Annotated in this window: 28 protein-coding genes and 1 pseudogene; 15 read left to right on the top strand and 14 right to left on the bottom strand. The window is 37.3% G+C overall.

Annotation, left to right across the window (positions count from 1 at the left end):
* Positions 1–3 precede the first annotated feature (3 nt).
* On the top strand, positions 4–192 hold the full coding sequence (locus BWD162_RS05940; protein ID WP_078705829.1) for a hypothetical protein: 189 nt from the start codon (positions 4–6) through the stop codon (positions 190–192).
* An 8-nt stretch (positions 193–200) separates the two neighbouring features.
* On the opposite strand, the gene BWD162_RS07710 is transcribed toward BWD162_RS05940, so the two are convergent.
* From BWD162_RS07710 to BWD162_RS05910, 6 genes are all read right to left on the bottom strand, one after another.
* On the bottom strand, positions 201–389 hold the full coding sequence (locus BWD162_RS07710; RefSeq protein WP_153301004.1) for a hypothetical protein: 189 nt from the start codon (positions 387–389) through the stop codon (positions 201–203).
* 305 nt (positions 390–694) lie between these two features.
* Complete coding sequence (locus BWD162_RS05930) at positions 695–913, bottom strand: EexN family lipoprotein (RefSeq protein WP_078706156.1); 219 nt, start codon at positions 911–913, stop codon at positions 695–697.
* A 43-nt stretch (positions 914–956) separates the two neighbouring features.
* Complete coding sequence (locus tag BWD162_RS05925; protein ID WP_078705827.1) at positions 957–1,199, bottom strand: EexN family lipoprotein; 243 nt, start codon at positions 1,197–1,199, stop codon at positions 957–959.
* 45 nt (positions 1,200–1,244) lie between these two features.
* The gene (locus tag BWD162_RS05920; protein WP_078705826.1) at positions 1,245–1,469 is read right to left on the bottom strand and encodes an EexN family lipoprotein; all 225 of its coding nucleotides are present in this window, start codon (positions 1,467–1,469) and stop codon (positions 1,245–1,247) included.
* Positions 1,470–1,519: 50 nt separating this feature from the next.
* Positions 1,520–1,996, bottom strand: a complete 477-nt coding sequence (locus BWD162_RS05915; protein WP_153301003.1) for an EexN family lipoprotein — start codon at positions 1,994–1,996, stop codon at positions 1,520–1,522.
* Positions 1,997–2,053: 57 nt separating this feature from the next.
* Positions 2,054–2,260 (bottom strand): EexN family lipoprotein, encoded by a 207-nt coding sequence (locus tag BWD162_RS05910; protein WP_078705825.1) that lies wholly within the window; start codon positions 2,258–2,260, stop codon positions 2,054–2,056.
* A 1,186-nt stretch (positions 2,261–3,446) separates the two neighbouring features.
* Here BWD162_RS05910 and BWD162_RS07705 point away from each other — a divergent pair.
* The 5 genes from BWD162_RS07705 to BWD162_RS05885 all read left to right on the top strand — a co-directional run bounded on the left by BWD162_RS07705 (position 3,447) and on the right by BWD162_RS05885 (position 6,399).
* Entirely contained in the window at positions 3,447–3,593 is a 147-nt protein-coding gene (locus tag BWD162_RS07705; protein WP_153301002.1) for a hypothetical protein, read from the top strand.
* A 47-nt stretch (positions 3,594–3,640) separates the two neighbouring features.
* Positions 3,641–3,811 carry a hypothetical protein gene (locus BWD162_RS07995; RefSeq protein WP_236824108.1) on the top strand — a complete coding sequence of 57 codons (171 nt, stop codon included), beginning with the start codon at positions 3,641–3,643 and terminating at the stop codon, positions 3,809–3,811.
* A gap of 192 nt (positions 3,812–4,003) precedes the next feature.
* A complete protein-coding gene (trbD, locus tag BWD162_RS05895) occupies positions 4,004–4,330 on the top strand; it encodes a conjugal transfer protein TrbD (protein WP_078705823.1) in 327 nt (108 codons plus the stop codon).
* A gap of 231 nt (positions 4,331–4,561) precedes the next feature.
* Complete coding sequence (locus BWD162_RS05890; RefSeq protein ID WP_078705822.1) at positions 4,562–5,407, top strand: TIGR01459 family HAD-type hydrolase; 846 nt, start codon at positions 4,562–4,564, stop codon at positions 5,405–5,407.
* Positions 5,407–6,399, top strand: coding sequence for a bifunctional riboflavin kinase/FAD synthetase (locus BWD162_RS05885; protein ID WP_078705821.1), 993 nt, complete (start codon positions 5,407–5,409; stop codon positions 6,397–6,399). Before BWD162_RS05890 ends, BWD162_RS05885 begins: the two co-directional genes overlap by 1 nt.
* Before the next feature lie 235 nt (positions 6,400–6,634).
* Here the strand turns inward: BWD162_RS05885 and BWD162_RS05880 are convergent, their stop codons facing one another.
* Positions 6,635–6,964, bottom strand: a complete 330-nt coding sequence (locus tag BWD162_RS05880; protein ID WP_078705820.1) for a TIGR01244 family sulfur transferase — start codon at positions 6,962–6,964, stop codon at positions 6,635–6,637.
* A 1,165-nt stretch (positions 6,965–8,129) separates the two neighbouring features.
* Here BWD162_RS05880 and flhA point away from each other — a divergent pair.
* From flhA to BWD162_RS05850, 6 genes and pseudogenes are all read left to right on the top strand, one after another.
* Positions 8,130–10,060: pseudogene (gene flhA / locus BWD162_RS05875) on the top strand (flagellar biosynthesis protein FlhA); the annotation flags it as partial.
* A 104-nt stretch (positions 10,061–10,164) separates the two neighbouring features.
* On the top strand, positions 10,165–10,950 hold the full coding sequence (gene fliR, locus BWD162_RS05870) for a flagellar biosynthesis protein FliR (RefSeq protein WP_078705819.1): 786 nt from the start codon (positions 10,165–10,167) through the stop codon (positions 10,948–10,950).
* Positions 10,951–10,952: 2 nt separating this feature from the next.
* The gene (locus tag BWD162_RS05865) at positions 10,953–11,345 is read left to right on the top strand and encodes a hypothetical protein (protein ID WP_078705818.1); all 393 of its coding nucleotides are present in this window, start codon (positions 10,953–10,955) and stop codon (positions 11,343–11,345) included.
* Between the two features lie 404 nt (positions 11,346–11,749).
* Positions 11,750–12,247: a rod-binding protein gene (locus BWD162_RS05860; protein WP_078705817.1), complete on the top strand. Its 498-nt coding sequence runs from the start codon at positions 11,750–11,752 to the stop codon at positions 12,245–12,247.
* A 113-nt stretch (positions 12,248–12,360) separates the two neighbouring features.
* The gene (locus BWD162_RS05855; RefSeq protein WP_078705816.1) at positions 12,361–12,804 is read left to right on the top strand and encodes a flagellar protein FlgN; all 444 of its coding nucleotides are present in this window, start codon (positions 12,361–12,363) and stop codon (positions 12,802–12,804) included.
* A complete protein-coding gene (locus BWD162_RS05850) occupies positions 12,801–13,268 on the top strand; it encodes a hypothetical protein (RefSeq protein ID WP_078705815.1) in 468 nt (155 codons plus the stop codon). The genes BWD162_RS05855 and BWD162_RS05850 overlap by 4 nt, the downstream gene beginning before the upstream one ends.
* A 326-nt stretch (positions 13,269–13,594) precedes the next feature.
* Here BWD162_RS05850 and BWD162_RS05845 read toward each other — a convergent pair whose 3' ends face one another.
* The 7 genes from BWD162_RS05845 to motA all read right to left on the bottom strand — a co-directional run bounded on the left by BWD162_RS05845 (position 13,595) and on the right by motA (position 19,196).
* The gene (locus BWD162_RS05845) at positions 13,595–14,020 is read right to left on the bottom strand and encodes a hypothetical protein (RefSeq protein WP_078705814.1); all 426 of its coding nucleotides are present in this window, start codon (positions 14,018–14,020) and stop codon (positions 13,595–13,597) included.
* An 84-nt stretch (positions 14,021–14,104) separates the two neighbouring features.
* A complete protein-coding gene (flhB, locus tag BWD162_RS05840) occupies positions 14,105–15,175 on the bottom strand; it encodes a flagellar type III secretion system protein FlhB (protein ID WP_078705813.1) in 1,071 nt (356 codons plus the stop codon).
* Positions 15,176–15,194: 19 nt separating this feature from the next.
* Positions 15,195–16,289 carry a flagellar motor switch protein FliG gene (locus BWD162_RS05835; RefSeq protein ID WP_078705812.1) on the bottom strand — a complete coding sequence of 365 codons (1,095 nt, stop codon included), beginning with the start codon at positions 16,287–16,289 and terminating at the stop codon, positions 15,195–15,197.
* A 28-nt stretch (positions 16,290–16,317) separates the two neighbouring features.
* The gene (gene fliN, locus BWD162_RS07800; protein ID WP_078706155.1) at positions 16,318–16,713 is read right to left on the bottom strand and encodes a flagellar motor switch protein FliN; all 396 of its coding nucleotides are present in this window, start codon (positions 16,711–16,713) and stop codon (positions 16,318–16,320) included.
* A 203-nt stretch (positions 16,714–16,916) separates the two neighbouring features.
* The gene (locus BWD162_RS05825; RefSeq protein WP_153301001.1) at positions 16,917–17,357 is read right to left on the bottom strand and encodes a BAB2_0123 family type IV secretion system effector; all 441 of its coding nucleotides are present in this window, start codon (positions 17,355–17,357) and stop codon (positions 16,917–16,919) included.
* Positions 17,338–18,318 carry a FliM/FliN family flagellar motor switch protein gene (locus tag BWD162_RS05820; RefSeq protein WP_078705811.1) on the bottom strand — a complete coding sequence of 327 codons (981 nt, stop codon included), beginning with the start codon at positions 18,316–18,318 and terminating at the stop codon, positions 17,338–17,340. Before BWD162_RS05820 ends, BWD162_RS05825 begins: the two co-directional genes overlap by 20 nt.
* A gap of 2 nt (positions 18,319–18,320) precedes the next feature.
* Entirely contained in the window at positions 18,321–19,196 is an 876-nt protein-coding gene (motA, locus tag BWD162_RS05815) for a flagellar motor stator protein MotA (protein ID WP_078705810.1), read from the bottom strand.
* Positions 19,197–19,472: 276 nt separating this feature from the next.
* On the opposite strand from motA, the gene BWD162_RS05810 reads away from it, so the two are divergent.
* The 3 genes from BWD162_RS05810 to BWD162_RS05800 are packed head-to-tail and all read left to right on the top strand — an operon-like array spanning position 19,473 to position 22,634.
* On the top strand, positions 19,473–20,273 hold the full coding sequence (locus BWD162_RS05810) for a DUF1217 domain-containing protein (protein ID WP_078705809.1): 801 nt from the start codon (positions 19,473–19,475) through the stop codon (positions 20,271–20,273).
* A gap of 39 nt (positions 20,274–20,312) precedes the next feature.
* On the top strand, positions 20,313–21,047 hold the full coding sequence (gene flgF, locus BWD162_RS05805) for a flagellar basal-body rod protein FlgF (RefSeq protein WP_078705808.1): 735 nt from the start codon (positions 20,313–20,315) through the stop codon (positions 21,045–21,047).
* A gap of 42 nt (positions 21,048–21,089) precedes the next feature.
* Positions 21,090–22,634, top strand: a complete 1,545-nt coding sequence (locus BWD162_RS05800) for a flagellar protein export ATPase FliI (protein WP_153301000.1) — start codon at positions 21,090–21,092, stop codon at positions 22,632–22,634.
* Positions 22,635–22,891: the final 257 nt, after the last annotated feature.

The following is a 22,891-nucleotide window of genomic DNA, read 5'->3' as shown; positions in this document are numbered from 1 at the left end:
AGTATGGGAACTATGGGAGACGAGGGAGGAACAAGCGGTACAATGGGCGGTGCTACGGGAGGCATGAGAAGCGATAGTATCAACGCTTCTCGAATGACGGGTAATTTTTTCAAGCAAGAAAACAGACCTCAATATTATAGTGAAAACCCACGTACAGCAGGAGGAGTACCTCCCTCAGCAAGAACCAATTAACCAAAACCTCAATCAGTGGAAGATTCTGCTAAATGTAAAGCAGCTACAGTTGGTAATGTTGCCTCTAAAAGTATCAAAAATTTAGCTAACATTTCTGTTCCTGGAATGGAAGATGCAGCCAATCTTAATATGAACGCACCCCCTTCTTTCTCTGCAAGACGCTCGTGAGTATTATAATCCTCAGTCCGATAAGACAAGAACGGTTGATAGAGTTGAGAACACAATTTCAGTTGGACCAGATGAGAAGGATAAATAGATGATGGAAGATTTTATGATTTTTATACTTGTATCTTTTATAGCTGCATTTTTGTTTTATGGAATAGGGAGAGTTTTAGGAAAGACGCGTTTTTCGATTTATCTGAACAAACTAAAGAAACACTGGCCTAAGGAAAAACCTCTTCTTTATTGTATTGTCTACTTTTCTGTATTCTGGCTAAATAGATTTAAAAAGTAAAAGAGACTTTAGCCTCTTTTACTTTTATTTAGCTAACTTAAATTTTTTCTAAAATCCATGTCCAGGATCTGTATTAACGGGTTTTTCGCCCCAAAACTTTTCATTCTCTGCTTGATATGCATTTTGACAATTTTTGGATTTTGCAAATCCTCCGCATTTAGCCATCCATTCTTTGAGCAATTTTTCATCTTTTTTAAATTCTTCTACACTGTAAGTTTTTTCACAACCTGTGATGATTAGCCCAGCACAAAGAAGCAGTGTTGTCATAATGATTTTTTTATGATTGGATTCCCCTTTGTGCTTTTCTTTATTAATTGTCAGAATCACCCCATAATTCTTTATGAAGATTTTTATAGTATTCTCTAAGGCGTTGACCCTCCGCTATTCGGGCGTTTTGACAATTTTTAGATTGTCCACCCGTTCCACATCTATCTACCCATTCTCTGAGCAATTTTTCATCTTTTTTAAATTCTTCTACACTGTAAGTTTTTTCACAGCCTGTGATGATTAACCCAGCACAAAGAAGTAGTGTTGTTATAATGATTTTATTCATGGTTAGATTCCCCTTTGTGCTTTTCTTTATTAATTGTCAGAATCATCATAATTCTTTAGAAAGATTTTCATAGTATTCTCTACGGAGTTGATCCTCCGCTACCCGGGCGTTTTGACAATTCTTAGATTGTCCACCTATTCCACATCTAGCTGCCCATTCTTTGAGCAATTCTTCATTTTTTTTAAATTCTTCTACACTATAAGTTTTTTCACAGCCTGTGATAATAAAGCCAGCGCAAAGAAGCAGTGTTGTTATAATGATTTTGTTCATGATTGAATTCCCCTTTTGTTTATGCGTTCATTTCGTTACATATTCTTATATTATTCGTTGTCAGATTCTTTTTTCTGTTGAACTTTTTCGGGAGCTTCTATCTTTTTATTATACTCCTCTAGCTCTTTTTTGTAGTTCTCTGACCATTTTTTATCTGCTTCTTTTCGTTCTCTTTCACTTTCTTCTAAAGCTTTTTTACGTTCTTCTCTCCGTTTTTTGTCTTCCTCTAGCTGTTTTTCGAATTCTTCTTGAGCTTTTCTTTTATGCTCTTCTTGCTTTTTATTATACTCCTCTAACCATTTTTGGTGCTCTTCTCTCTCTTTTTTCCTACGTTCTTGTTTAAGCTCGTGATAAGCTACTCGCATGTTTTGACAATTTTTAGATTGTCCAGAAAATCCACATCTTGCTTCCCATTCTTTGAGCAATTCTTCATTTTTTTTAAATTCTTCTACACTGTAAGTTTTTTCACAACCTGTGATAATTAACCCAGCACAAAGAAGTAGTGTTGTCATGATGATTTTGTTCATGATTAATTCCCCTTTTGTTTTGCTTTCTGATTGGTGGGTTGATAAAGTTTTTTGTTTTTAGCGGCCTTCTTTGTTGAGTTGTTTATCCGCTTCCCACGCGTTGTCACAATTTTTAGAAGATTCTCCACTCATGCACCTTAATGCCCATTCTGCAAGTAATTCTTCATTTTTTTTAAATTCTTCCACACTGTAAGTTTTTTCACAACCTGCAACAGTTAGCCCTGTGGTGAGTACCACCGTGCATAATAAAAGGAATTTTTTCATCTTTCCCCTCTTTTAATGGTTTATTAATTTCCCCTAAGATGGAGATTTTAGTTTGATATTATATATGCTTTATCAAGCAGACACCTACTGATGATAACATTAGGTTAAAGTTTGAATCTAAACAATGAATAACACTTGACCAATAAACTTTATCCTCAATTTATTGGTTATGTTTGTAATAGTCTATCAAAAAAATGAAGAAAAAGAATATAGTAATGTGGCTGATAAATCGCGCCTTTTGCGACGATGATTTTTTATATATTTGTTGTTATTCATATCATTAACGAGATCGTATGTTACGACTTCGTAATAAGCGAACTATAAGAAATTCATAGAAAACTATTGTAAGAAAAGAACCAAATCCTATGACAAAAGCGCTGCGATTATAAAATAAATAAGTGCCGGATGAAAATTATCTTTTGCTATAAATCCCACCAAGAGGTCTTATTATTAATCCAATAAAAAATGGACTACTCAAGAGTGCTGCTATAATGTATAATGGACCACGAAACCATAAAAGAAAAAGTATAAGAAGCTTTTTCAATGTTGCAAATACCAGATTAACGGTATAACATTTTTCTTTATTATTTAAATGAATTTCATTATTATTAATTTGGTTCACGTTTATTTTTCCCCTCTTTGAATAGTTTACTGATTTCCCCTCCAAGATAGGAATTTTAGTGTTATATTATATGTGCTTTTTCGAGCAGATATTTATCAATAATTCTATTAAGTTAAAGTTTGAATCTCAATAACAAATAACACTTGACCAGTAAGTTTTATCCTCAATTCAGTTGATAATTTTACCAGGTCTGTAGAGTTTTTTGCTAAAATGACTGGTATCTCTCTTAAGGTGGTCATGAGGTTATTAACTAAGCTAAATAATGATGGCTTTTTACAACAGCCACCCCTGATATTGATATTGGTATTATTTTTGAAAAACAAGCTCGAAATTCGTTTAATCATAAGGATAGTTTGCATGATATGATTGCTCAAAGTGGTTATGAAGATGAAAACTAAGATGCTCTTAAGGATTTAATCGGTTGAGGAAGTGAGAAGATGGCTTAAGAAAGCAGTTGTTTTATCTATTTCTCTATGCTCAATAATATGTAAAGCAGGTACAAATTGGGATTTACTAATCTCTTGAAATTTCAATTATACTGAATGTTTAAGCATAAGATTATTTATGGTGATTGTGGGCAGGGGGTATCCTCAAAATATCTACGCTGTTAAACCAGATGTGGCTCTTAAAGTGGGTAATCCAGATAGTATGGAGATGATTGAAAATGGCAAAACTGTCAGTTTATACAGCCTATATACTCCTTTTTCTTAGGTATTACAGTGGTGTTTAATTCATTTTAATTCGTTAAAGTGTAAGTCATGCAATTATTTCCAATTTATTTTAAGAATAATCCATATAATCAAATTACAATTCTCTTCACTTTGGATATTGTCTTTCTGTTGTTTTTTATTTTAAGAGATTCCGCCTATGCTGCTGGCGCACCAGTTGGATTACCATGGGAAACACCTTTGAAAAATTTAGAAGATTAATATCAGGACCTATTGCTTTTGGTGTTTCTTTAGTTACTATACTTATTGGTAGAATTGCTTTAATTTTTGGTGGTGAGATCAATAGACTTACAAAGTGGGCTGTTTGTGTAGTTCTTGTTGTCAGTATAGTCGTTTTTGTCAACGCGCTCTTTACAGGTGCTCTCTTTCAAATGTGGTGATTGGAGAAATGCAATGGATGAAGAGTTAAGACGTACGCCCATATATCGTTTTCTTTACGAGCCTAAGCTAATTATGGGAGCAGAGCCTGAATTAGTACTGATTTTAATGATTTTGACTCGCATTTTTATTGCCTTAGCAATTATTTTCTTAAAAATGAGTTTTGTTGTTGCAACAATTATTGGAACGTGTATTTGGTTTATTGGCCTTTATGTGCTACGCAGGATAGCAAAAATTGATCCTATGTTGTTTCGGGTTTACATTCGTTACTTGCGCTATCAGCGTTATTATCCACCTCGCTCAGGGCCTTTTCGGGTTGCACGATCAAAATGGCCTTATTAGATGCTTCAATTAAAACATTCTCATTTTAGCCTGACTGGGTTTCTGATTTTTTAAATTTTACCATCTTAATTGATGAAAGCTAAGATATCCTCAAGGATTTAATCGGTTGGGGGGTGGAGAATATGATAGTTTAAGAAAGCAGATGACAAAAAAATGATCTTGCGATAAAAAGTTAAAAGAATAAAAAGCAGGCGCAAGGCGATAAAAAATATAATATAAATAGATCATCACATGAAAGAACTCACCCATATTGATCCTATAATTACCCATTATGATGCTGTATTTTGTGATGTTTGGGGGGTTGTGCACGATGGTGTGCGCATTTTTGATTCAGCTGTGAAAGTCTTGCAGAAAATGCGCAAGATGGGAAAAAGTGTTGTTTTGCTTACCAATTCACCCCGACCACGTGAAGATGTTATAGCTCAATTGCAAAGAATGAAGGTTGCCAGTGATTGTTATGACACAATTGTCACTTCAGGTGATGTGACACGTGATCTTATTTTGAGTGCACCGCAGAAAATCTTTTTTATTGGCCCACAACGTGATTTGGCTTTGTTTAAAGGGTTAGCATGTGAGCTGGTTGAAGAAGAGGAAGCTTGTGCGGTGGTTTGCAGTGGCTTTTTTGAAGATTTTGAAGAAACGCCACAGGCTTATGAAAATATGCTGCGTCGCCTACAAGAACGGGGTTTGCCCTTTATTTGTGCCAATCCTGATATCACCGTTCATTGTGGGGATCAGACATTTTGGTGCGCTGGTGCGTTAGCACAGCTTTACCAACATTTGGGGGGGGAGGTTCGTATTGCGGGTAAACCCCATGCACCTATTTATGAATGTGCTTTTGAAAAACTGAAAAACATTCATGAGACAATAGAAAAAAGTCGGATTTTGGCTATTGGAGATGGCATTTTGACCGATGTTAAAGGCGCTATCGATTTTGGTATTGATGTCCTTTATATTCTGGGTGGGATCCATTGTCATGACTATACGCACAATGGTGTGGTCAATAAAGAAGCTTTGCGCTCTTTTCTTGACCATTATGGTTATCAGCCACAAGCGATGATGTGGGCGCTTCAGTGATGGCTAATTTTTTGCGTCTTCAAGGGCACAAAGAGATTCCTGAAGTTTTACGTGGTGCAGTTTTAGCTATTGGGAACTTTGATGGTGTTCATCGTGGTCACCAAGCGGTATTGCAAAAAGCGTTAGATTTAGCACTTGTAAAAAACAAGCCAGCTCTTGTGTTGACATTTGAGCCGCATCCACGAAGTTTTTTTCAAGGTTCAGCTTGTGTTGATCGTTTGACACCAGCAACTGAAAAAGCTGAAATCTTCAAAATTTTGGGTTTTCATGGCGTGATTGAAGAGCCTTTTAATGCACAGTTTGCTGCTCTTTCAGCTGATGAATTTATTAGCGTTGTTTTAAAACAAACTTTTGATGTTTGTGTTGTGGTAACGGGGGATAATTTTCACTTTGGTCGAAAAAAAAGTGGAAATGCGCAGTTTTTGCATCAAAAAGGAAAAGAATATGGTTTTGAAGTTGTTCAAATTCCTTCTTTATGTACCCCACAGGGGGAGGAAATTTCTTCTAGTTTTATTCGTCAGCTTTTATCACAAGGACAGGTGGAAAAAGCGGCTTATTTATTAGGGTATCATTATCGTGTGCGCTCAAACGTTATACATGGTGAAAAGCTTGGTCGATCTTTGGGTTTTCCTACTGCCAACCAAGTGTTACCTTCCCAAACCGGCTTAACACATGGTGTTTATGCAGTGCGATTGCGCCGTTTAAATGGTGTTTTGCATGATGGTGTTGCAAGTTTTGGCTGTCGCCCAACAGTTGTTGATGGTGGAGCACCACTTTTAGAAACTTATTTGTTTAATTTTACCGATGATCTTTATAATGAAAGCTGTACAGTTTCTTTTTTGCAGTTTTTACGAAGGCAAAAAAAGTTTGATGGACTAGAGCCTTTGAAAAGGCAGATGCAACACGATGAAAATGAAGCAAAAGCGGTTTTAGAAACAATTCAACCGCTTTCATTATTGGATCAGTTGCTGACTTTTAAAAAAACATCATGATCCGATCTAAAAAAGAAAAAAGAATCGCAAAAATAGAGCTTAAGCTGATTATGAGAATAAAAATATATTCCAAAACGTCATGGAAAAGATGAGGTTTTCGTTTATGAGTGGGGGAATCAACGGTTTGGAGATCAGATTTCATCATTGTTTTTGTCGCTTTTATTACCATAGCCTCATGTTTTTAATAATAAGAAGGTTTAATGTTTGTTTCTTTCTGTTTTATTAAAACACAAAGTTAAATACGCGCTAAAGAATAAAGATGAATTGAGCGTGTACCATAACAGCAATAAGCGAGGAGAGGAAGCGGTGCTGTTTTTAAAATTGTTTGCATAGCTTTAATATGAGATTTTTCTATGATCGAAGGTGTAATAGGAATATAGTGAGCTTGTATTCCATATTTATGAGCAACTGCTTGAATAGTGGCAAAATCAGGCTGGTTAGGTTCTTCTTGATCGGGCCTGTTGCAGACAATAGTTTTAATTCCAGTTTTTGCGAGTGTTTTAATGTTTGCAACGGTGATTTGTGCACTAACAAAAATACCATCTTCAATTTGCTGCAGCTTCATTTTTGTTTGTCCTTGTTAGGTGCACTTTTTGGGTACACTATCCACGATACCGTCTTATTTGGTGCTTTTAAATAAACAGTATAATTAAATAAATAGTGTGATTAATAAAGTTTTTATAAACGGCTTGAGCTTAAATAAAAATTTATAGCCTGTCTAGAAAGGTGAAAAAACTAAAACGACGTTAATAGTATAAAACGCTGCCATTTATGTTTTATAAACTGTCATTAATGTCTTATAAAAAGTAATCTGCTGAAGTCAGATCGAGTTTAATGATAAGTGCTCTTATTGTAAGATCAATTGATAGGGATGTTTGTAATAAAAATGCTTAATCTTTGAAAGAGTAATATTGGTAAGAGTTACTTGTAAAGAAACGAGCTTTAAAAAAGCAGATCTCTTTGAAATGTCTTAGTAAAAAAAATTTTTGCACAAATTCTTAAACAGTAATTACGTGTCAACAATATATTTTGGGCAAAAGAAAATACACTTTTCTCTTCTTAATTCTATAAACTACTTTTTAGATTCTATGTACTTGCTTTACTTGTGTATATAAATCCTTATTTGACTGCTCAAAATAGCTCAGATTTTGCTATGAATGTGAAGAACTTATAATGGCCTCTCTCAATGAGACTTTATTGAATACCAAGCACAAGAGCTAAAACAATAACAGCATTGGCACTGATAATCAGTGTTGAATAAAGCATAGCAGTTTTTACAATATCAGTCATAATAAACCTCTCATTGTTTTTAAGAAACTTTTCGTAGTTTCTTATTGTATCAATATATATTCACACAATGTTACAAGCTGTAATATACGCTGATATCAAACATTCGGCAAGCTTAAAATTACTTTGGGGTTACGCGAGGGGATGATGTGCTTTATGTTATGGTTTATAGAGGGTAAAAGGTTTGTTATATTGGTGTGTAATTTTTAAAGTATGTCAAAATTGTGTGGTTACAATACCATTAATTGTGTAGTTACAACACCATTTTCACACAAGCTTTATCACTTAAGGTTTGCGACAAAAAAATGCTCTAAAGAGTTTTAAAAAGTTCTTTTGGCGAAGGGGATTGAATGTAATTGTTTAAGGAGAAAAGTGTGCAGCGTAGTCCGGTTACCCATATTGGAGACCAGAATCAATTTTCTGGTCGAGATATTGCGTTTGCGATGGGAATTATCATTATTCTCACAGTTCTCTTTTTACCTGTTCCTGCTTTTATTTTAGATTTGGGGCTTTCTTTTTCCATTGCATTTTCTGTTTTGATTTTAATGGTTTCGTTGTGGATTCAACGGCCACTTGATTTTTCAGCTTTTCCAACAGTTTTATTGATTACGACCTTATTGCGCTTATCCCTTAATATTGCGACAACCCGTGTTATTTTAACCCATGGTGATGAAGGCTATAAAGCTGCAGGAAATGTGATTCACGGTTTTTCGCAGTTTGTGATGGGGGGGATTTTGTTATTGGTCTTGTTGTTTTTGCCATTGTTATTATCGTCAATTTTTTGGTGATCACCAAAGGTGCGACGCGTATTGCTGAAGTGGGTGCACGTTTTACTCTGGATGCTATTCCAGGAAAGCAAATGGCTATTGATGCTGATCTTTCATCAGGCCTTATTGATGAGAAAGAAGCACAACGTCGCCGTCATGAGCTTGAAGAAGAAAGTTCCTTTTTTGGATCAATGGATGGGGCATCAAAATTTGTGCGTGGTGATGCTATTGCCGGGCTTATTATTACGGCTGTTAATATTGTTGGAGGTATTATTATTGGCGTTACACGCCATGGAATGACATTATCTGGTGCTGCGGATGTTTTTACTAAGCTTTCAGTGGGTGATGGTCTTGTTACACAGATACCGGCTTTGATTGTTTCTTTGGCGGCAGGTCTTTTGGTTTCTAAAGGGGGCACCCGTGGTCCAGCTGAAAAGGCTGTTTTGGGGCAACTTGGAAGGTATCCTAAAGCTCTCTTTGTATCCTCTCTTCTTTTATTAATGTTAGGGTTGATGCCTGGTCTACCAGCTATTCCTTTTATTCTTTTGTCTTTGCTTATGGCTTCGATTGGTTATTCTATTCCACATCGCTTGCGCAAAGAATCTCTTGCACAAGAAGCACAGCAAGAACAAGACGCTCAAAAAGCTCATCAGGAAGAAAGCCAGTCGCTTAAAGCATCGCTTGAAACGGTGCGTATTGAAATTGCTATGGGCAAACAATTATCTAAACATTTGTTACCGCAAAAGGTTGAATTGGCTAATCGTGTTGCGAAAATGCGCCGTAAATTTGCACAGGAGTATGGTTTTGTTATTCCTGAAATACAGATATCAGATGATTATAAAGTGCCGGCAAAAAGTTATTGGATCAAATTGTACGGTACGGCTGTGGCATCTTACGAAATGCGCATAGGTGAGGTCCTCATTATGCCGAGCAATAAACCTATTCCCAATATTCCAGGTGAACAAGTGTGTGAACCGGCTTTTGGTATGCGTGCTTTTGCAACCTCGGAAACATTTCGCTCTGAATTGATACGTGAAGGCTATATGGCGGTGGATAATCTTTCTGTGTTATTGACCCATTTAAGTGAAGTTTTACGCAATAATTTAGCGCAATTATTTTCTTATAAAGATATGCGTATTCTTCTTGAGCGTTTGGGGGGCGAATATCATAAGTTATTGGAAGAAATTTGTCCTGCACATCTTTCTTATTCTGGTTTACAGTCGGTTTTAAAACTTTTATTATCAGAACGTGTCTCCATTCGCAGCTTAAATCTTATTTTAGAAGCGGTGGCTGAAATCGCACCCCATGTGCGGCGTTCTGATTTGATTGCTGAGCATGTACGGTTGCGTTTATCGCAACAAATTTGTGGTGACTTGTCTGAAGGTGGTGTACTACAGGTTTTACGGATGGGAAGTTACTGGGATCTTGCTTTTCACAAGGCTTTAAAGCGTGATGCAAAGGGTGAAATTATTGAATTTGATATGGATCCCGTTGAACTTGAAAAATTTGGAACTGAAGCAACAGCTATTATTCGCCAGTATATGGAAAAAGCGGTGCGTTTTGTGCTGATCACATCGCCTGAAACACGACCTTATGTTCGTATGATTATGGAACGTCTTTTCTCTACATTGCCTATTCTTTCTCATGCAGAAATTGCTCGTGGTGTTGAAGTTAAAACATTAGGAGTCATCTCTTCACGGGAGAGGAGTTGATGTCATTGACGTCTTTATTACCTGTGACGTCTTTGCCAATTGATCAGTTGGTTATCATCGCCATGTTAGTTTTTGCACGGGTGGGAGCTTGTTTGATGCTTATGCCGGGCATATCAAGTCTACGTATTCCCATGAATTTCCGTTTATTGCTTGCTATTGCTTTTTCGTTTGTTATGCTTCCCCTTGTTGTTGATTTTTTTAAAGAATTTGGTGATAAACCTAATATTGCAGTACTTACACGCGCTTTGTTTTCTGAAATGCTTATTGGGGCTAGTTTGGGGGTTATTGCTCATGTCTATCTGTGGGCACTGCAATTTATGGCGACGATTGTTGCTATGTCTATAGGATATTCAGGTCAACCTGGCCATAGTGTGATTGACTCAATGCCAGAAACTCAAATTGCCCATTTGTTTGTTTTAGCGGCTGTCATGCTTTTTTTTGCAAGTGATTTGCATATGGTGACTATTCGTGGTCTTTTGGCTTCTTATGATGTTATTTCGCCATCTTTTGTTCCAAATCCAGAAGCTGCTTTGATTGATTATCGTGATGTTTTGTCACGAGCATTTTTAACCACACTGTCTATTGCCGCACCTTTTATTACTTATGCGATTTTGATCAATATTGGGATTGGATTAGTGAATAAATTAACACCTACCATTCCGGTTTATTTTATTTCATTACCTTTTGTTGTCGCAGGGGGGGTATTTTTACTTTATTTCTTAATACCGGAGCTTTTACATTTTTTCAGTTTAGAGCTTCAAGATTGGCTTAATAGGGGACCTTGAGAGTGCAAAAAGGCAAACGTTACCGTAAACTTCTTAAAATACAAAGTTTTATGAAAGCTTATCATAAAGTTGAATTGGAAGGTTTGCATAATCAGCTTTCTGCTTGTGAGGAGGAAACTCGGGCGCTTTTTTCCTTAATGGAGAAGGAGGAGGCTCCTGATTTTTGGGATGCTAGTTTTTTAGCACGGCGTTTACAACATATAGCCAAAACAGAGCGACATCTTCAGGGGCAAATTGTGCAAAAAAAACAAATTGTGCATGAAGCTTCTAGTCGTTTGCAACGGTTAGAAGAAAAGTGTAAAGAGGTTCAAATTATAGAAGAGCGTCAACAATTTAGTAATATGCTCGAAGATTATGTTGCAGATAAAATAATAAAAAACGTCAGTTTGACATAAGTTTTATACTTTATAGTGCTTAAACGTTATAGAGCTTACTTTGTTTTTAAAAGCTATTGAAAGAATAAAAAAAATCCTATGTTTTTAGGATATGAATTATGAAGAAAAACAAGTGGTAGTTAAAAAGAGGCAGTATATGGCACTTTAGTTGCTTTACATGATGTTGTTGTGTCGTGATCCACGTGGGGTAGATTTATTTAGATATTGTGTTTTGTTTTAAAAATACATTATGTGCAGAAAACTATACGCATACAGATCGCTGTGTATAAAGGAAATAGTTTTACTCAAATGAATAAAACCGTTTCTATGAAACTAGAAAGAAACATACATTATTGTCGGATTTAAGACGAAATTAAGAATTTAAACAAAGAAAAGCGAATGGTAGTTAAATAAAGGGGAAGATTATGGCTATTCAGCCACCTTCAGATATTGTGCTTGATGTTGCGCGTGCAGCCGACCCGGTTGAGTATCGCGCTTCTGTTGAGAAATTACGTGATTTACGCAATACAACACATGCACAAACCCACGTACATCAAGAAAACAATTTCGCTCAACTCGTGCACGCTGATTACGAAAACTCATATAGCGTAATACAACACGACTCTCCACAGGTACATATAAAGCCACAGAGCATAGAGAACAAAAATACTGAAGCCTTTAAAAACTTTGAAGCTTTTATATTGCAGACTTTTGTTGAAAATATGTTCACGACTGAGATGCAATCTATTTTTGGAAAAGGGCAAGCAGGGCAAATTTGGAAATTTATGATGGCTGAACAATTGGCTAAAGAATTTGCTATATCTGGAGGAATTGGCATTGCGCAAATGTTAATTTCTGAACAGGCTAAGAAAGAAGATGGGTCATATAATGGAGAGAGAAACAGAATAAATGCTATCCATTAAAGACGTTGTTTTATCATTGATGCGATAGTTCATTAAATGAACCGATCTGGCACGTTAATATTAAACACAAACTATTAAAATGACAGTTAAAATACCATTAAAGGGGAATAAAAATGTCTGTAGCGCAATATAATAATGAAAATGTTGCATTGAAAACAAAAGTTCTCAATAATGATCTGATTGGTCGTGATTGGGCAATAACAAAGTTTATGGCTGCTGTTAAAGGGCTGGCAGAAGTGGTTGATTATGAAAGTAATATGCTTGAAAGCCACGGCGTTCCAGATTATGAAGAGGTTAATTTACGTAAAACACGCGGTCTACGTGATCTTAATCAGTCAATGAAAGATGTTATGCGCTATTTGGATGAGGATGTTGAAAGTAAAATAGAAAGTTTATTATCTGATTTACAGCAAAAATTGCAGCGCAATAGTGAGTTACTTCAAGTACATTTAGAGGCTGTTAAGGAACTTTCTCAGATTATGCAAACAGCTGCTCGCGCTGAAGAAACAGATGGAACCTATGACCCTGTTTTAGTCAATGCTGGAAGCAGAAAATGATTAAAATGATTGTGATGGGGGTATGGGGTTGTTTAGTGGCTTTGGGTGCTTTAATGTTGAGTGTCAAAGTGCATGCTGTAAATCCTGATATTTCAGAAGTATCTGCTCCTGTCGCAGAAGAGGTTAGTTCGGGTCAAACAGAAATTATCAGTGTTCCCATTTTAGTTGAGGGAGCTGTTCAGGGTTATATAATTTCACAATTAACTTATCTTGTAGATAAGAAAGTTGAGCAAAAAATGTCCCTTCCTTTAGGGGTATTGATTAATGATGCTATTTTTAAGTGTTTTTGGGACAGTTATTCAGATGTGCGTGCGGTCGAAAAGATAAAATTTGAGACGGTCAAAAAACAAATTTTGGATGAAGTTAATCAGCATTTTCCAACGCCTTTTGTGAAAGATTTGCTTGTGAAACAGTTTAATTATCTTCCAGCTGATAAAATACGCAATATGAATCATAAGAGATAGAAGTATTTAAACTATGATGTGAGAAGTTTTTTTGAAGCATAAAGTTTTTTAAAATGTACTTTGGAAAAGAGTTTTTGAGAAATTTCTCCGGAAGTTATGAGTGCTAGAAAATTATTTTTGTATCAAATATGTCCATATTCATAAGATCCACGCGGGGTGAGGGGGGAGTTGTAAGAAGAACTTCTTATTTTATTAGAGAACAGAGCAGCTTATTTGTATAGAGCATTATAGCATTTTTGCCTTTTATCTTGCATCCTTCTTATCTTTGAGGTGTGATGCTTTTAAATCTACAATGCAGTTCGTATGTTAATGGGATAGTGCATATTTTAGTGGGTGAGTCTTTTTTGTATTCGTGCATTATTGAGTGCATTCATCAAATGACTGGTATTGGTTTCTTCATCGGAAGGGTTTTCAAAAATACACTTATCCAATTCAATTCCAAATTCTTCTGATGACATGATAAGCTGAAAAAAAGCTTGTACACCTTCATTTGAAAATTCCATATGAAACAAGATTTTTGGTGTAGTGTTCCAATCTAATTCATAACTGGCATTACGGGCAAAACGCATGGTATGTGGGTAAAAACGCAATTCCGTGGCGCTTTCAATAAGTTCGGAAAGATGGTTAAAACGCTCTGTGTGTATACAGGCAATTAAATCACCTACATCGATCAATCGCAATTCTGGAATAAATTGCGCTACTTGTTTTGCCAGAACCATTTCACGGATTTCAGTTATATAATCTTTTTTCATCTTGTGACTTTGTGTTATTGTTTTGGTGTTTTAGAGTTTATATTAGTTTGGCGTAATTTTGAAAAAAGTTGTAGATGCTCATTTTTAATGGATTTTCTGGCTGTTGATAAAACGAATTAAAGCAGCAACACTTTCATATAATTCAGGTGGGATAACTTGGTCGACTTCGACTTGTTTGTACAATGTGCGTGCTAATTCTACATTTTCAATAACAGGGATGTCATTTTCGACAGCAATTTCACGAATTTGTAAAGCCAGAATGTCCTGCCCTTTTGCAACCACAACTGGTGCATAATCAAGGGGTGGTTTATAGCGCAAAGCAACAGAAAAGTGGGTTGGATTCGTCACAATTAAAGTTGCAGTAGGAACATTGGCAATCATTCTCCGACGCATGCGATCACGTGTTAAGGAACGCATCCGTGCTTTGATCATAGGGTTTCCTTCAAGGCTTTTGTGCTCTTCTTTAATTTCTTGTTTGCTCATGCGTAATTTTTGACGCCAGTGAAAATGTGACCATGCTAAGTCAAATCCTGTAATAGCGGCAACGGCTACAATGAAAGAGAGTGACAGACCGACAAGTTCTTTACGAATGTATTCGGGTAAAGCTGATGCATCTGTTAATAATGCATTGATGAAAATTGTATTGTTTTTGAAAAACATAATATAAACAATTATGCTCACACCAATCAGTTTTGTTAATGATTTTAAAAATTCCACCAATCCTGCTTTACTGAAAATGCGTTCAAATCCACGACTGAGTGAAACACGAGACCATTGTGGGCGAATGCGCTCCATAATAATACGTGGTACATTTTGTATAGCTGATGCACTTATACCAATCAGGGGTATAATAACTAAAATAGGCGCTAAAGCTAAGCCTACATTACCACCTACCAAATAAATCAAATGTTTAATATCTTCTGCAGTGTTAATGCGCCACGATTCTGGGCGTTCAAGCCATTGAAGCAAAAAGTTTGAAAGCTGTGATATGGCGGGAAAAGCGATAAAAATAGAAATTACACTAAAGCTTAAAAGAGAAGAAAAAATAGGCAACTCACGAGAAAAGGGAAGATTTCCTTTTTCTTCTGCTTTATGAATTTTGTGTTCTGTTGGTTCTTCTGTTTGGCTCTCTTTATCGGGCTTTTCATTTGACATGTTGGTTTAAGCGCGCTTTTTAAGACGTTCCTTCTTCACCTAAGAGATTAATTGTTCCTTGTTCTGATAATTTGATTGCTGTTTGGGCAATACTACGGCGTGCATTTATAATTGCCTCTTGTTGGATGGAATCATTGCCTGAAGAAAGTTCTGCTTCCACTATACGGCGTGTGCGCTGTGAAAGAGAATTTAAAATAAGATCTTTCATCTGATCGTCTGCCCCATGCAAAGCTGTAATAACGGTATCAGCTGTAATTTTATCAAAAAGCAGTAGCCGTGCTCGTTCTGTCAAACGCGGAATATCTTCGAAAACAAAAAGCTTTGCTTTGATTTTTTCTAGATCTTCTGGGCTCAAGTCTTTAAGATTTGCAAGCATCTCGTCAACATCTGCTTTATCAAGCTCGTTAAGGATGGTAGCTACTTGGCTATGATGAGCTTTTTCTCCTACATTATTATCTTGTGAGAAAACAGGACGCAATGCTTCATCAAGGACTGTGTCTATTTCTGGCGCAACTGGGCGCAAATGCAATCTTCTACGGGTAAGATCAGCACGCACAGCCATAGGCTGCGCCATTAAAATTTTTGCTGCAATTTCAGAAGGAAGACGTGAAACAATGTAGCTAACCACTTGGGGATGTTCTTGTGAAAAATGCATTTGCAAAACATCAATGTTTAATTTTGCAATGATCTCCCAAAGGCTTTCGCGAGGTGGAGCTGGTGCTTTTGAAGGGTCAAGAACTAAAGCAGCTTCCTCTTCTGATAATGTTTCTTGTACCAGATTGTCGAAACGTGAACCAGCTTCAGAAAAAGAAGCTCCTTCAGCAAAGGCATCTTCAAACTGACGAACCAGAATTTCAAAGTCAGCAAGAGAGATATTGGGTAAAGTATGGGCTTGCCCACTCAGACGGCGTAAATCATCTGGAGTAAAATGTTTTAAAAGACGCGCCGCAGCAGGTTTTCCCAAAGCAACAAGGAGTGCTGCAACTTTTTGTTGCCCAGAAAGTGTATCAATGAGTGTAGAAGACACGTGTGTATCAGGTAACGTATTTTCCAATTCGTCTTCTGATACAATACTTATTGCTTCTGTTGTTTTTTCTTTCGTTGCCTGCGTCATATTTATTTTTCACATTTTGCAAGTTGATTTATTTACTCATGACTTCGGTAAGGCTCACCCCAAAACGGGAAGGATCGTCTTCTAGAACAATAACCTCACCACGTGCAATAATACGACCATTGACGACAATATCAATAGGGTCTCCAATCTGCTTATCAAGCGTAATTACTGAACCACGGCCTAAATCCATTAGGTTTGCTACTAGCATGGTGGTTGAGCCTAAGACAATTTGAACTTCAACTGGGATACTCATAATGAGTTCTGGATTGCTGTGTGTTTCATTTGTACTTCTTTGTGCATTTGTAGTACCCACGCTTCCAACGGTTTTTCCTGCTGATGCACTAAAAGCAGGGCCACTGCTTGATGTTGCACCGGGAGTGCCAGCTCCTGGTTGCTGTGCAGTTGTTCCAGCATTACCTGGCATACCAGGTTTTGCTCCTGTAGGACGAGGTGGCGCTGTAGGACGAGGCGGTGTTGCTGGATTGATTCCTTTAGCCCCCCCAGGAGAATTTGTATCATTTGTCATTTTGTCACCCGTATTCTTTGTTTTTTGCCTTATACTCTATTTGTTTATAAAGGTTTTGAGATTTGCTACTTTAAAAAATTGTATTGTATTATTCAGAGATCTTAGTGCATTTTACGCTGCACAAAAACCGGAAAGTTTTTGGGAACAATGGGTGATTGTCTATGGGTACGTTGTGTACCAGATCCCATTGTAGTCGGTCCATAAGTTTTGGCAGTTAAAGTGGCGCGAAAATGGTCAAGATCGCTTTGCAGTTGATTGCGGATATTTTCCATATGAGCGACCGAGCGATCAATGTTGCGCCGAATACGTGTTGATTCGATGATACGTGCATCCATTTTACGGTTTTCATCGCGAAACTCTTGATGTTCTTCACGCAATATTAAAAGTGCTCGATCAAGATAAGCAGTTCCGGTCTGAACTTGTTTAGCCAATTCTCGACCCATATGGATTGTTTTCGTCAATTTTCGTGTATTTATAATAAAAACACTTAACGATATCAGTGCTAGAAGTGCACTTGCTATATTAACTATGAACCAGCTCATCAATCATTTCCTTTTCTTCGTCAATAGGATCAGTAACCCGGATGGAAAAATTTGTTCCCATTTTACCAAGGGAGCATTTATAAAGAGATTTTTTACTACTGCGTAATTTTATCTGTTTAACAGCATTGGCAGGAAGGGGCAAAACTTGCCCTACTTGAAGTTTTGATAATTCATTTAAGGTCATTGATCCTTGTTGAATAAAAGCTTCAATAAATACGTGTGTTCGACTCACTTCTTGTTTTAAACGCTTAGCCCAAAGCGGATCTGTGTGTTTTGCAGGTGCGCGTAAGGCCCGTGTAACAGCTTCTTGAATAGGGCGATGACAACTGCGCGGCATTAAGATATTCACATTTGCTTCTATTTTATTACATTTGACCATAAGAGTGCAGGAAAACATCTGCGACTGATGAAAGGTTTCTAAATTAAATTCTTGCGCTTTGAGTATTTGCTTAAAAAGTAAAAGAGATCTATTACCTGTACCAAATATTCCATCCATTGTATTAGCCAGCAATTTTCCAAAATATTCACTTATTTTGTATTCTGTTGGGCTGAAGGAGCGTCCATTACGGCTTATAAGCTTTGGCTCTACTGCACCAAAAAACGCTTCTGTTATAAGATCAACCAGGGCTGTATCAAGAACAAAAATAACATCATCTCCCCAAAGACTGGAGCTAAAATAAATTAATAATGTATCTGTTCCGATTGTTTGAGTAATCTTATCACTTTTAAGTGTATCAAGCGATTGTACATCGATAGCAAATTTTAAGGATGTATAATGACCTAACTGTGTACAAAGACTACTTGCTGCATCACGAAACACATATTGAAATGACATAAGATCATCACTTGACAAACCAGCCGCACGCAAAATGTGTTGGGCTAACACATCTTGCTTTTTCTCTTCATTGATATTGTGTTCAGTCTGCTCAGTTTGCTCAGTCTGTTCGGTTTGTTCAGTCATGTTCAAGCGGCCTCTTTGTCAGCACCTGGACCAACGATTGTGTGTTGCTCTACAACATCGATTGTTGGACGATCTTTTGCTGAAATGGTTTTGCGTCCGTATTCTAGTGCAATTTGTGGTATTGCACCATTCATATAAGCCAACAGTGTTTGTTTCACGACAATATAAATACGCGTTTTTTTATGGCGCACTGTTTTAATTTTTGTGGCGATAGGCCCAAAGACACTATAGGAAAAGAAAATACCTGCAAATGTTCCAACAAGAGCTGCTCCAATTAAGTGCCCTAACACTTCTGGTGGTTCACTAATAGCACCCATGGCTTTAATCACACCCAAAACAGCTGCGACAATACCAAGCGCCGGTAGAGCGTCAGCCATGTTTTGCAGGGCGTGAGAGGATTTTTCAGAATCTTTTGCGATTGTGTGAATTTCTTCATCCATTAAGGCTTCAATCTCAAAAGGACGAGCGTTTCCCATGATGATAAGACGACAATAGTCACAAATAAAGTTGGTTAGAGAATCATCTTTTAAAACCAAAGGATATTGCTGGAAGAGTACAGATTCTTTGGGGTTGTCAACATGACCTTCCATTTCAGAGCGTGACTTTGAGCGCATTTCCCGCATAAGAACATAGAGCAAACCTAAGGTTGCTAAAAAATCTTTTTGTTTGGGAACAGCATCTGTTGTCGCTTCCAATGTTGCTTTCACGGTATCTTTAATCACATTAAAAGGGTTAGAGATGATGAAAGTACCAATGGCTGAACCCAAAATAATAACAAATTCCCATGGCTGTATTAAAACGTTAAGATGCCCGCCCATGGCCATGTAGCCGCCAATTATGCATCCTAAAGTAAGTACTAATCCTATAATGACACCCAATGCCGTGGTCTCCTATTTTTTAGTTTTGGTGAAAGATAAATGCTTATGCTTGTGCAAAGCTTACCAATTTTTTACGATGAATTGTGTATAATTTTATGTCATGTTATAAAAAAGTGCTAGAATGCCACAAGAATTTATGAAAAAATTTTAAGTATATTACAAAGTTACATTGAAAATACTGTCATAATAAAATATTGTTGTAATAAGAAGCAGTTTTATCATCAGTTTCGGACAAGTTTTATACTTTAAAAAAGTCTGTCTAGAGAGAGGTTTGCTATGATTAGCACATATATAAGTTATAGAAGTACAATCGATAATATAAAACAAACGTCTAATCAGCTTTTTAATGAGCCTCAGGTTAAGCGCGAGACAGACTATTACGTAAGTCATATTATAGGTATAAAATCAGTTGATGATTTTTTGGCAGATGATCGGATCTATCGCTATGCTATGAAGGCTTATGGCTTGGAAGATATGATTTATGCAAAAGGTATGATGCGTAAAGTTCTTTCAGACCCTAATTATGCTTCTCAATTGACAGATAGGCGTTATCAGCAATTTGCAGCAGCCTTTAATTTTGCTGTTTATGGTGAAGAAACCACTCAAAGAGAGAGTGCAAAAACAGGCACTGTAAATAAATATATGCAGCAAACTTTAGAAGTAAAAGTTGGCGAAGAAAATGAAGGAACACGTTTAGCTTTGTATTTTACCCGTACTATTGGGGAAATGACAAAAAGTGGTCTTCTTTCGGAAAAAAATTGGGCTTATCAAATTCTTGGCGATAAAGCTTTATCAGCGGTGGTTTTTACGGCTTTGAATATTCCAGAAAGTGTGCATTCATCAAAAATTGAAGCGCAAAAATCTTTGTTAGAATCACGCATGTCCCTTGAAGATTTAGAAGACCCAAGGAAATTAGAGCAGTTTATTGCACGTTTTTCTGCTATGTATGACGCACAAAATCGAACAGATACAAACCCTGCTCTCACACTTTTGCAAAATTCAAATTCAGGAAGCGGATTAGCGTTTTCTCCTGAGACAATGGTGGCTTTACAATCTCTTAAGCGGGGTAGTGCTTAAAGAGTATCATTCATAGTATAAGAATAAAGAGGCAGATTTATGCAAAATCCGATTTATGTGGGAGTGTCGGGTCAAATCAGTTTGGCGCGCCGGATGGAAACGATTGCGCAGAACATGGCAAATGTTAATACACCAGGTTTTCGCGCTGGGGGTATGAAGTTTGACACATTGGTATCTCCTGTTGCACGCGAACAAGGAGACCAGGTTGTTTTTACAAGCGCTGGTAAGGGATATATTTCAACAGATCGAGGTGCTTTAGTGAAAACCGGTAATGCTCTTGATGTTGCTGTAGGGGGTGATTCATATTTTTCTATGCAAGCTTCTTTTGGGCCGGTTTATACCCGCGATGGTAGAATGATTATGACACCAGAAGGTGGTTTGGTTTCGGTAACAGGATTACCTTTTTTAGATGATGGGGGGGCGCCAATCCAGCTTAATCCTGCAGGGGGCACTCCTCGTATTTCAGCAGATGGGAGCATTTATCAAAAGGATGTTCTGGTTGGAAAAATTGGTCTGTTTCAATTTCAGAGAGGGACTCAATTGCGCTATGGTCCTAATTCTTCTGTTATTCCTGATAGACCTGCTATGCCGTCAGATGGGGGAATTGGTGATAAAGTTATACAAGGTTATGTTGAAAGTTCTAATGTAAATGGTGTAGCCGAGATGACGCGCCTTATTGAAGTAAGCCGTGCTTTTGAACGGGTTGAGGCAATGTTGCGTCAACAGGAAGAAATGCGTTCTAAATCTATTCAAATTCTTGGTGGAAAGTCTTAAGTGATTGATTACACAAGTCTTTTTTAAAGAGTATATTATGCAATGCAAAAAAGCGAAAATGATTCTGCACCAACAGATGTTTTAACAGATACTACACCAATGGTTTCTTCGGATACAAAGACTTCTCTTGCAGATGCAGATCCTGAGAGTGCAGATCTTAAAGACGCAGAGCTTATGAATGTAGAGCTTAAAGGTACAGATCCTACGAATGTAGAGGGTGCTGTTTCATCTGTTGGGGAAAAACAGGCAGATACTCCACCTACAGCTTTGAGCCGATTGCTTTCTTTTGTAACACATAAAGATGACCCTTCCTCTCGTTTGGTTAATCAGGGGGGTGTTATAAGTGATGTGGCGCGTGGTACATTGGTTGCACGTGGTTTATCACAATCTGTGTTGCTTGGGGATACAGTGTGTATTGATTGTGATGGGCAGGCGGTGCGGGGTGAAATCATTCGTGTTAATGAAGAAAACGTTTTGATTAAACCTTATGATGAAACCGTTGTTCCTGTTCTTATGGCTTCTGTTTTTCCGCAAGGTCCACTTTTTGTAGCGCCAGATCGTTCTTGGTGTGGTCGTGTTGTTAATGCTTTGGGGGAGGCTATCGATGGTAAAGGGGCATTGCTTTCTGGCCCGTGCAAGATGGCGGTTGAGGGTGGTGTGCCGCCAGCACTCAAACGTGCACGTGTGAAGAAGGGGTTACGCACAGGCGTTAAAGTGATTGATATTTTCACACCTCTTTGCTTTGGTCAGCGTATTGGAATTTTTGCTGGCTCTGGGGTTGGAAAATCAACCCTTTTGTCGATGATGATGCAAGCTAATCATTTTGATACAGTTGTTTTGGCACTTACAGGTGAACGTGGTCGTGAAGTGCGTGATATGCTTGATGATACATTACACAACAAATTAGACAAGGTGGTTGCGGTGATTGCAACAGGTGATGAAAGCCCAATGATGCGGCGTTTAGCTCCAATCATGGCCACAACAATTGCTGAATATTTTTCTTCTTTAGGTGACAATGTTTTACTGGTGGTTGATTCGATCACACGTTATGCATTGGCGATGCGTGAAATTGCTATTTCTGCTCATGAACCTCCTGTTTCACGTGGTTTTCCCCCCCGGATTTTTAGTGAATTGCCTCGTTTATTAGAACGAGCAGGTCCTGGTAGAGAAGGCAAAGGGTCTATTACGGGTGTTTATGCAGTATTAGTTGATGGCGATGATCATAATGATCCTATTTCTGATGCAATTCGTGGGATTTTGGATGGTCATATTGTGCTTGATCGTGCTATTGCTGCCCAAGGAAGATTTCCTGCCGTTGATATTCCGGCTTCTATTTCACGTTTGGCGCCTCATAGTTGGACAGATGAACAACGCATATTGGTTCAAAATTTGAAGGAAATGATTTTCAGATACGAAGAAACGCGTGATTTGCGTGCAATGGGTGCTTATCGTGCGGGAACAGATCATATCCTTGATCAAGCGGTCTTTTTAGTGCCATCTGTTTATGCTGCTATGAAACAAAGCCCTGATATGCCGCTTGTTAATGATCCTTACGATGAATTGGCAAGGTTATTGAAAAATCAATAATTGCCTATGAAAGTCAAAGAACATTTTCTTAAGAGGTTATTTTATTTATAGAAGCGATACTTAGTATCTATAAAGGGAGAGATGGTTTTTAGTTTATGAAACTAGAGAGACAATTTTTCAGTAAAAACCAATGTCTTGATTTTATGACTTGTAAATGGCAAGATTTATATAAAATTTATATATTATATATTTTATATTTATTTATTTTTTAGATTATTATTCTTTAAAAGAATAAATATAAATCGATATTTTTATTT

It is taken from the genome of Bartonella sp. WD16.2 (assembly GCF_002022505.1).
Classification (GTDB): Bacteria; Pseudomonadota; Alphaproteobacteria; order Rhizobiales; family Rhizobiaceae; genus Bartonella.
Note: the sequence above shows the minus strand (reverse complement) of the source record. Positions and strands in the feature narration are given on the sequence as shown.

Coding starts and splice junctions, on each gene's coding strand:
- BWD162_RS05940 (WP_078705829.1), top strand. CDS start 4: ATGGGAACTATGGGAGACGAGGGAGGAACAAGCGGTACAATGGGCGGT.
- BWD162_RS05930 (WP_078706156.1), bottom strand. CDS start 913: ATGACAACACTGCTTCTTTGTGCTGGGCTAATCATCACAGGTTGTGAA.
- BWD162_RS05925 (WP_078705827.1), bottom strand. CDS start 1,199: ATGAATAAAATCATTATAACAACACTACTTCTTTGTGCTGGGTTAATC.
- BWD162_RS05920 (WP_078705826.1), bottom strand. CDS start 1,469: ATGAACAAAATCATTATAACAACACTGCTTCTTTGCGCTGGCTTTATT.
- BWD162_RS05915 (WP_153301003.1), bottom strand. CDS start 1,996: ATGAACAAAATCATCATGACAACACTACTTCTTTGTGCTGGGTTAATT.
- BWD162_RS05910 (WP_078705825.1), bottom strand. CDS start 2,260: ATGAAAAAATTCCTTTTATTATGCACGGTGGTACTCACCACAGGGCTA.
- BWD162_RS07705 (WP_153301002.1), top strand. CDS start 3,447: ATGGTGATTGTGGGCAGGGGGTATCCTCAAAATATCTACGCTGTTAAA.
- BWD162_RS07995 (WP_236824108.1), top strand. CDS start 3,641: ATGCAATTATTTCCAATTTATTTTAAGAATAATCCATATAATCAAATT.
- trbD (WP_078705823.1), top strand. CDS start 4,004: ATGGATGAAGAGTTAAGACGTACGCCCATATATCGTTTTCTTTACGAG.
- BWD162_RS05890 (WP_078705822.1), top strand. CDS start 4,562: ATGAAAGAACTCACCCATATTGATCCTATAATTACCCATTATGATGCT.
- BWD162_RS05885 (WP_078705821.1), top strand. CDS start 5,407: ATGGCTAATTTTTTGCGTCTTCAAGGGCACAAAGAGATTCCTGAAGTT.
- BWD162_RS05880 (WP_078705820.1), bottom strand. CDS start 6,964: ATGAAGCTGCAGCAAATTGAAGATGGTATTTTTGTTAGTGCACAAATC.
- fliR (WP_078705819.1), top strand. CDS start 10,165: ATGTCATTGACGTCTTTATTACCTGTGACGTCTTTGCCAATTGATCAG.
- BWD162_RS05860 (WP_078705817.1), top strand. CDS start 11,750: ATGGCTATTCAGCCACCTTCAGATATTGTGCTTGATGTTGCGCGTGCA.
- BWD162_RS05855 (WP_078705816.1), top strand. CDS start 12,361: ATGTCTGTAGCGCAATATAATAATGAAAATGTTGCATTGAAAACAAAA.
- BWD162_RS05850 (WP_078705815.1), top strand. CDS start 12,801: ATGATTAAAATGATTGTGATGGGGGTATGGGGTTGTTTAGTGGCTTTG.
- BWD162_RS05845 (WP_078705814.1), bottom strand. CDS start 14,020: ATGAAAAAAGATTATATAACTGAAATCCGTGAAATGGTTCTGGCAAAA.
- flhB (WP_078705813.1), bottom strand. CDS start 15,175: ATGTCAAATGAAAAGCCCGATAAAGAGAGCCAAACAGAAGAACCAACA.
- BWD162_RS05835 (WP_078705812.1), bottom strand. CDS start 16,289: ATGACGCAGGCAACGAAAGAAAAAACAACAGAAGCAATAAGTATTGTA.
- fliN (WP_078706155.1), bottom strand. CDS start 16,713: ATGCCAGGTAATGCTGGAACAACTGCACAGCAACCAGGAGCTGGCACT.
- BWD162_RS05825 (WP_153301001.1), bottom strand. CDS start 17,357: ATGAGCTGGTTCATAGTTAATATAGCAAGTGCACTTCTAGCACTGATA.
- BWD162_RS05820 (WP_078705811.1), bottom strand. CDS start 18,318: ATGACTGAACAAACCGAACAGACTGAGCAAACTGAGCAGACTGAACAC.
- BWD162_RS05810 (WP_078705809.1), top strand. CDS start 19,473: ATGATTAGCACATATATAAGTTATAGAAGTACAATCGATAATATAAAA.
- flgF (WP_078705808.1), top strand. CDS start 20,313: ATGCAAAATCCGATTTATGTGGGAGTGTCGGGTCAAATCAGTTTGGCG.
- BWD162_RS05800 (WP_153301000.1), top strand. CDS start 21,090: ATGCAAAAAAGCGAAAATGATTCTGCACCAACAGATGTTTTAACAGAT.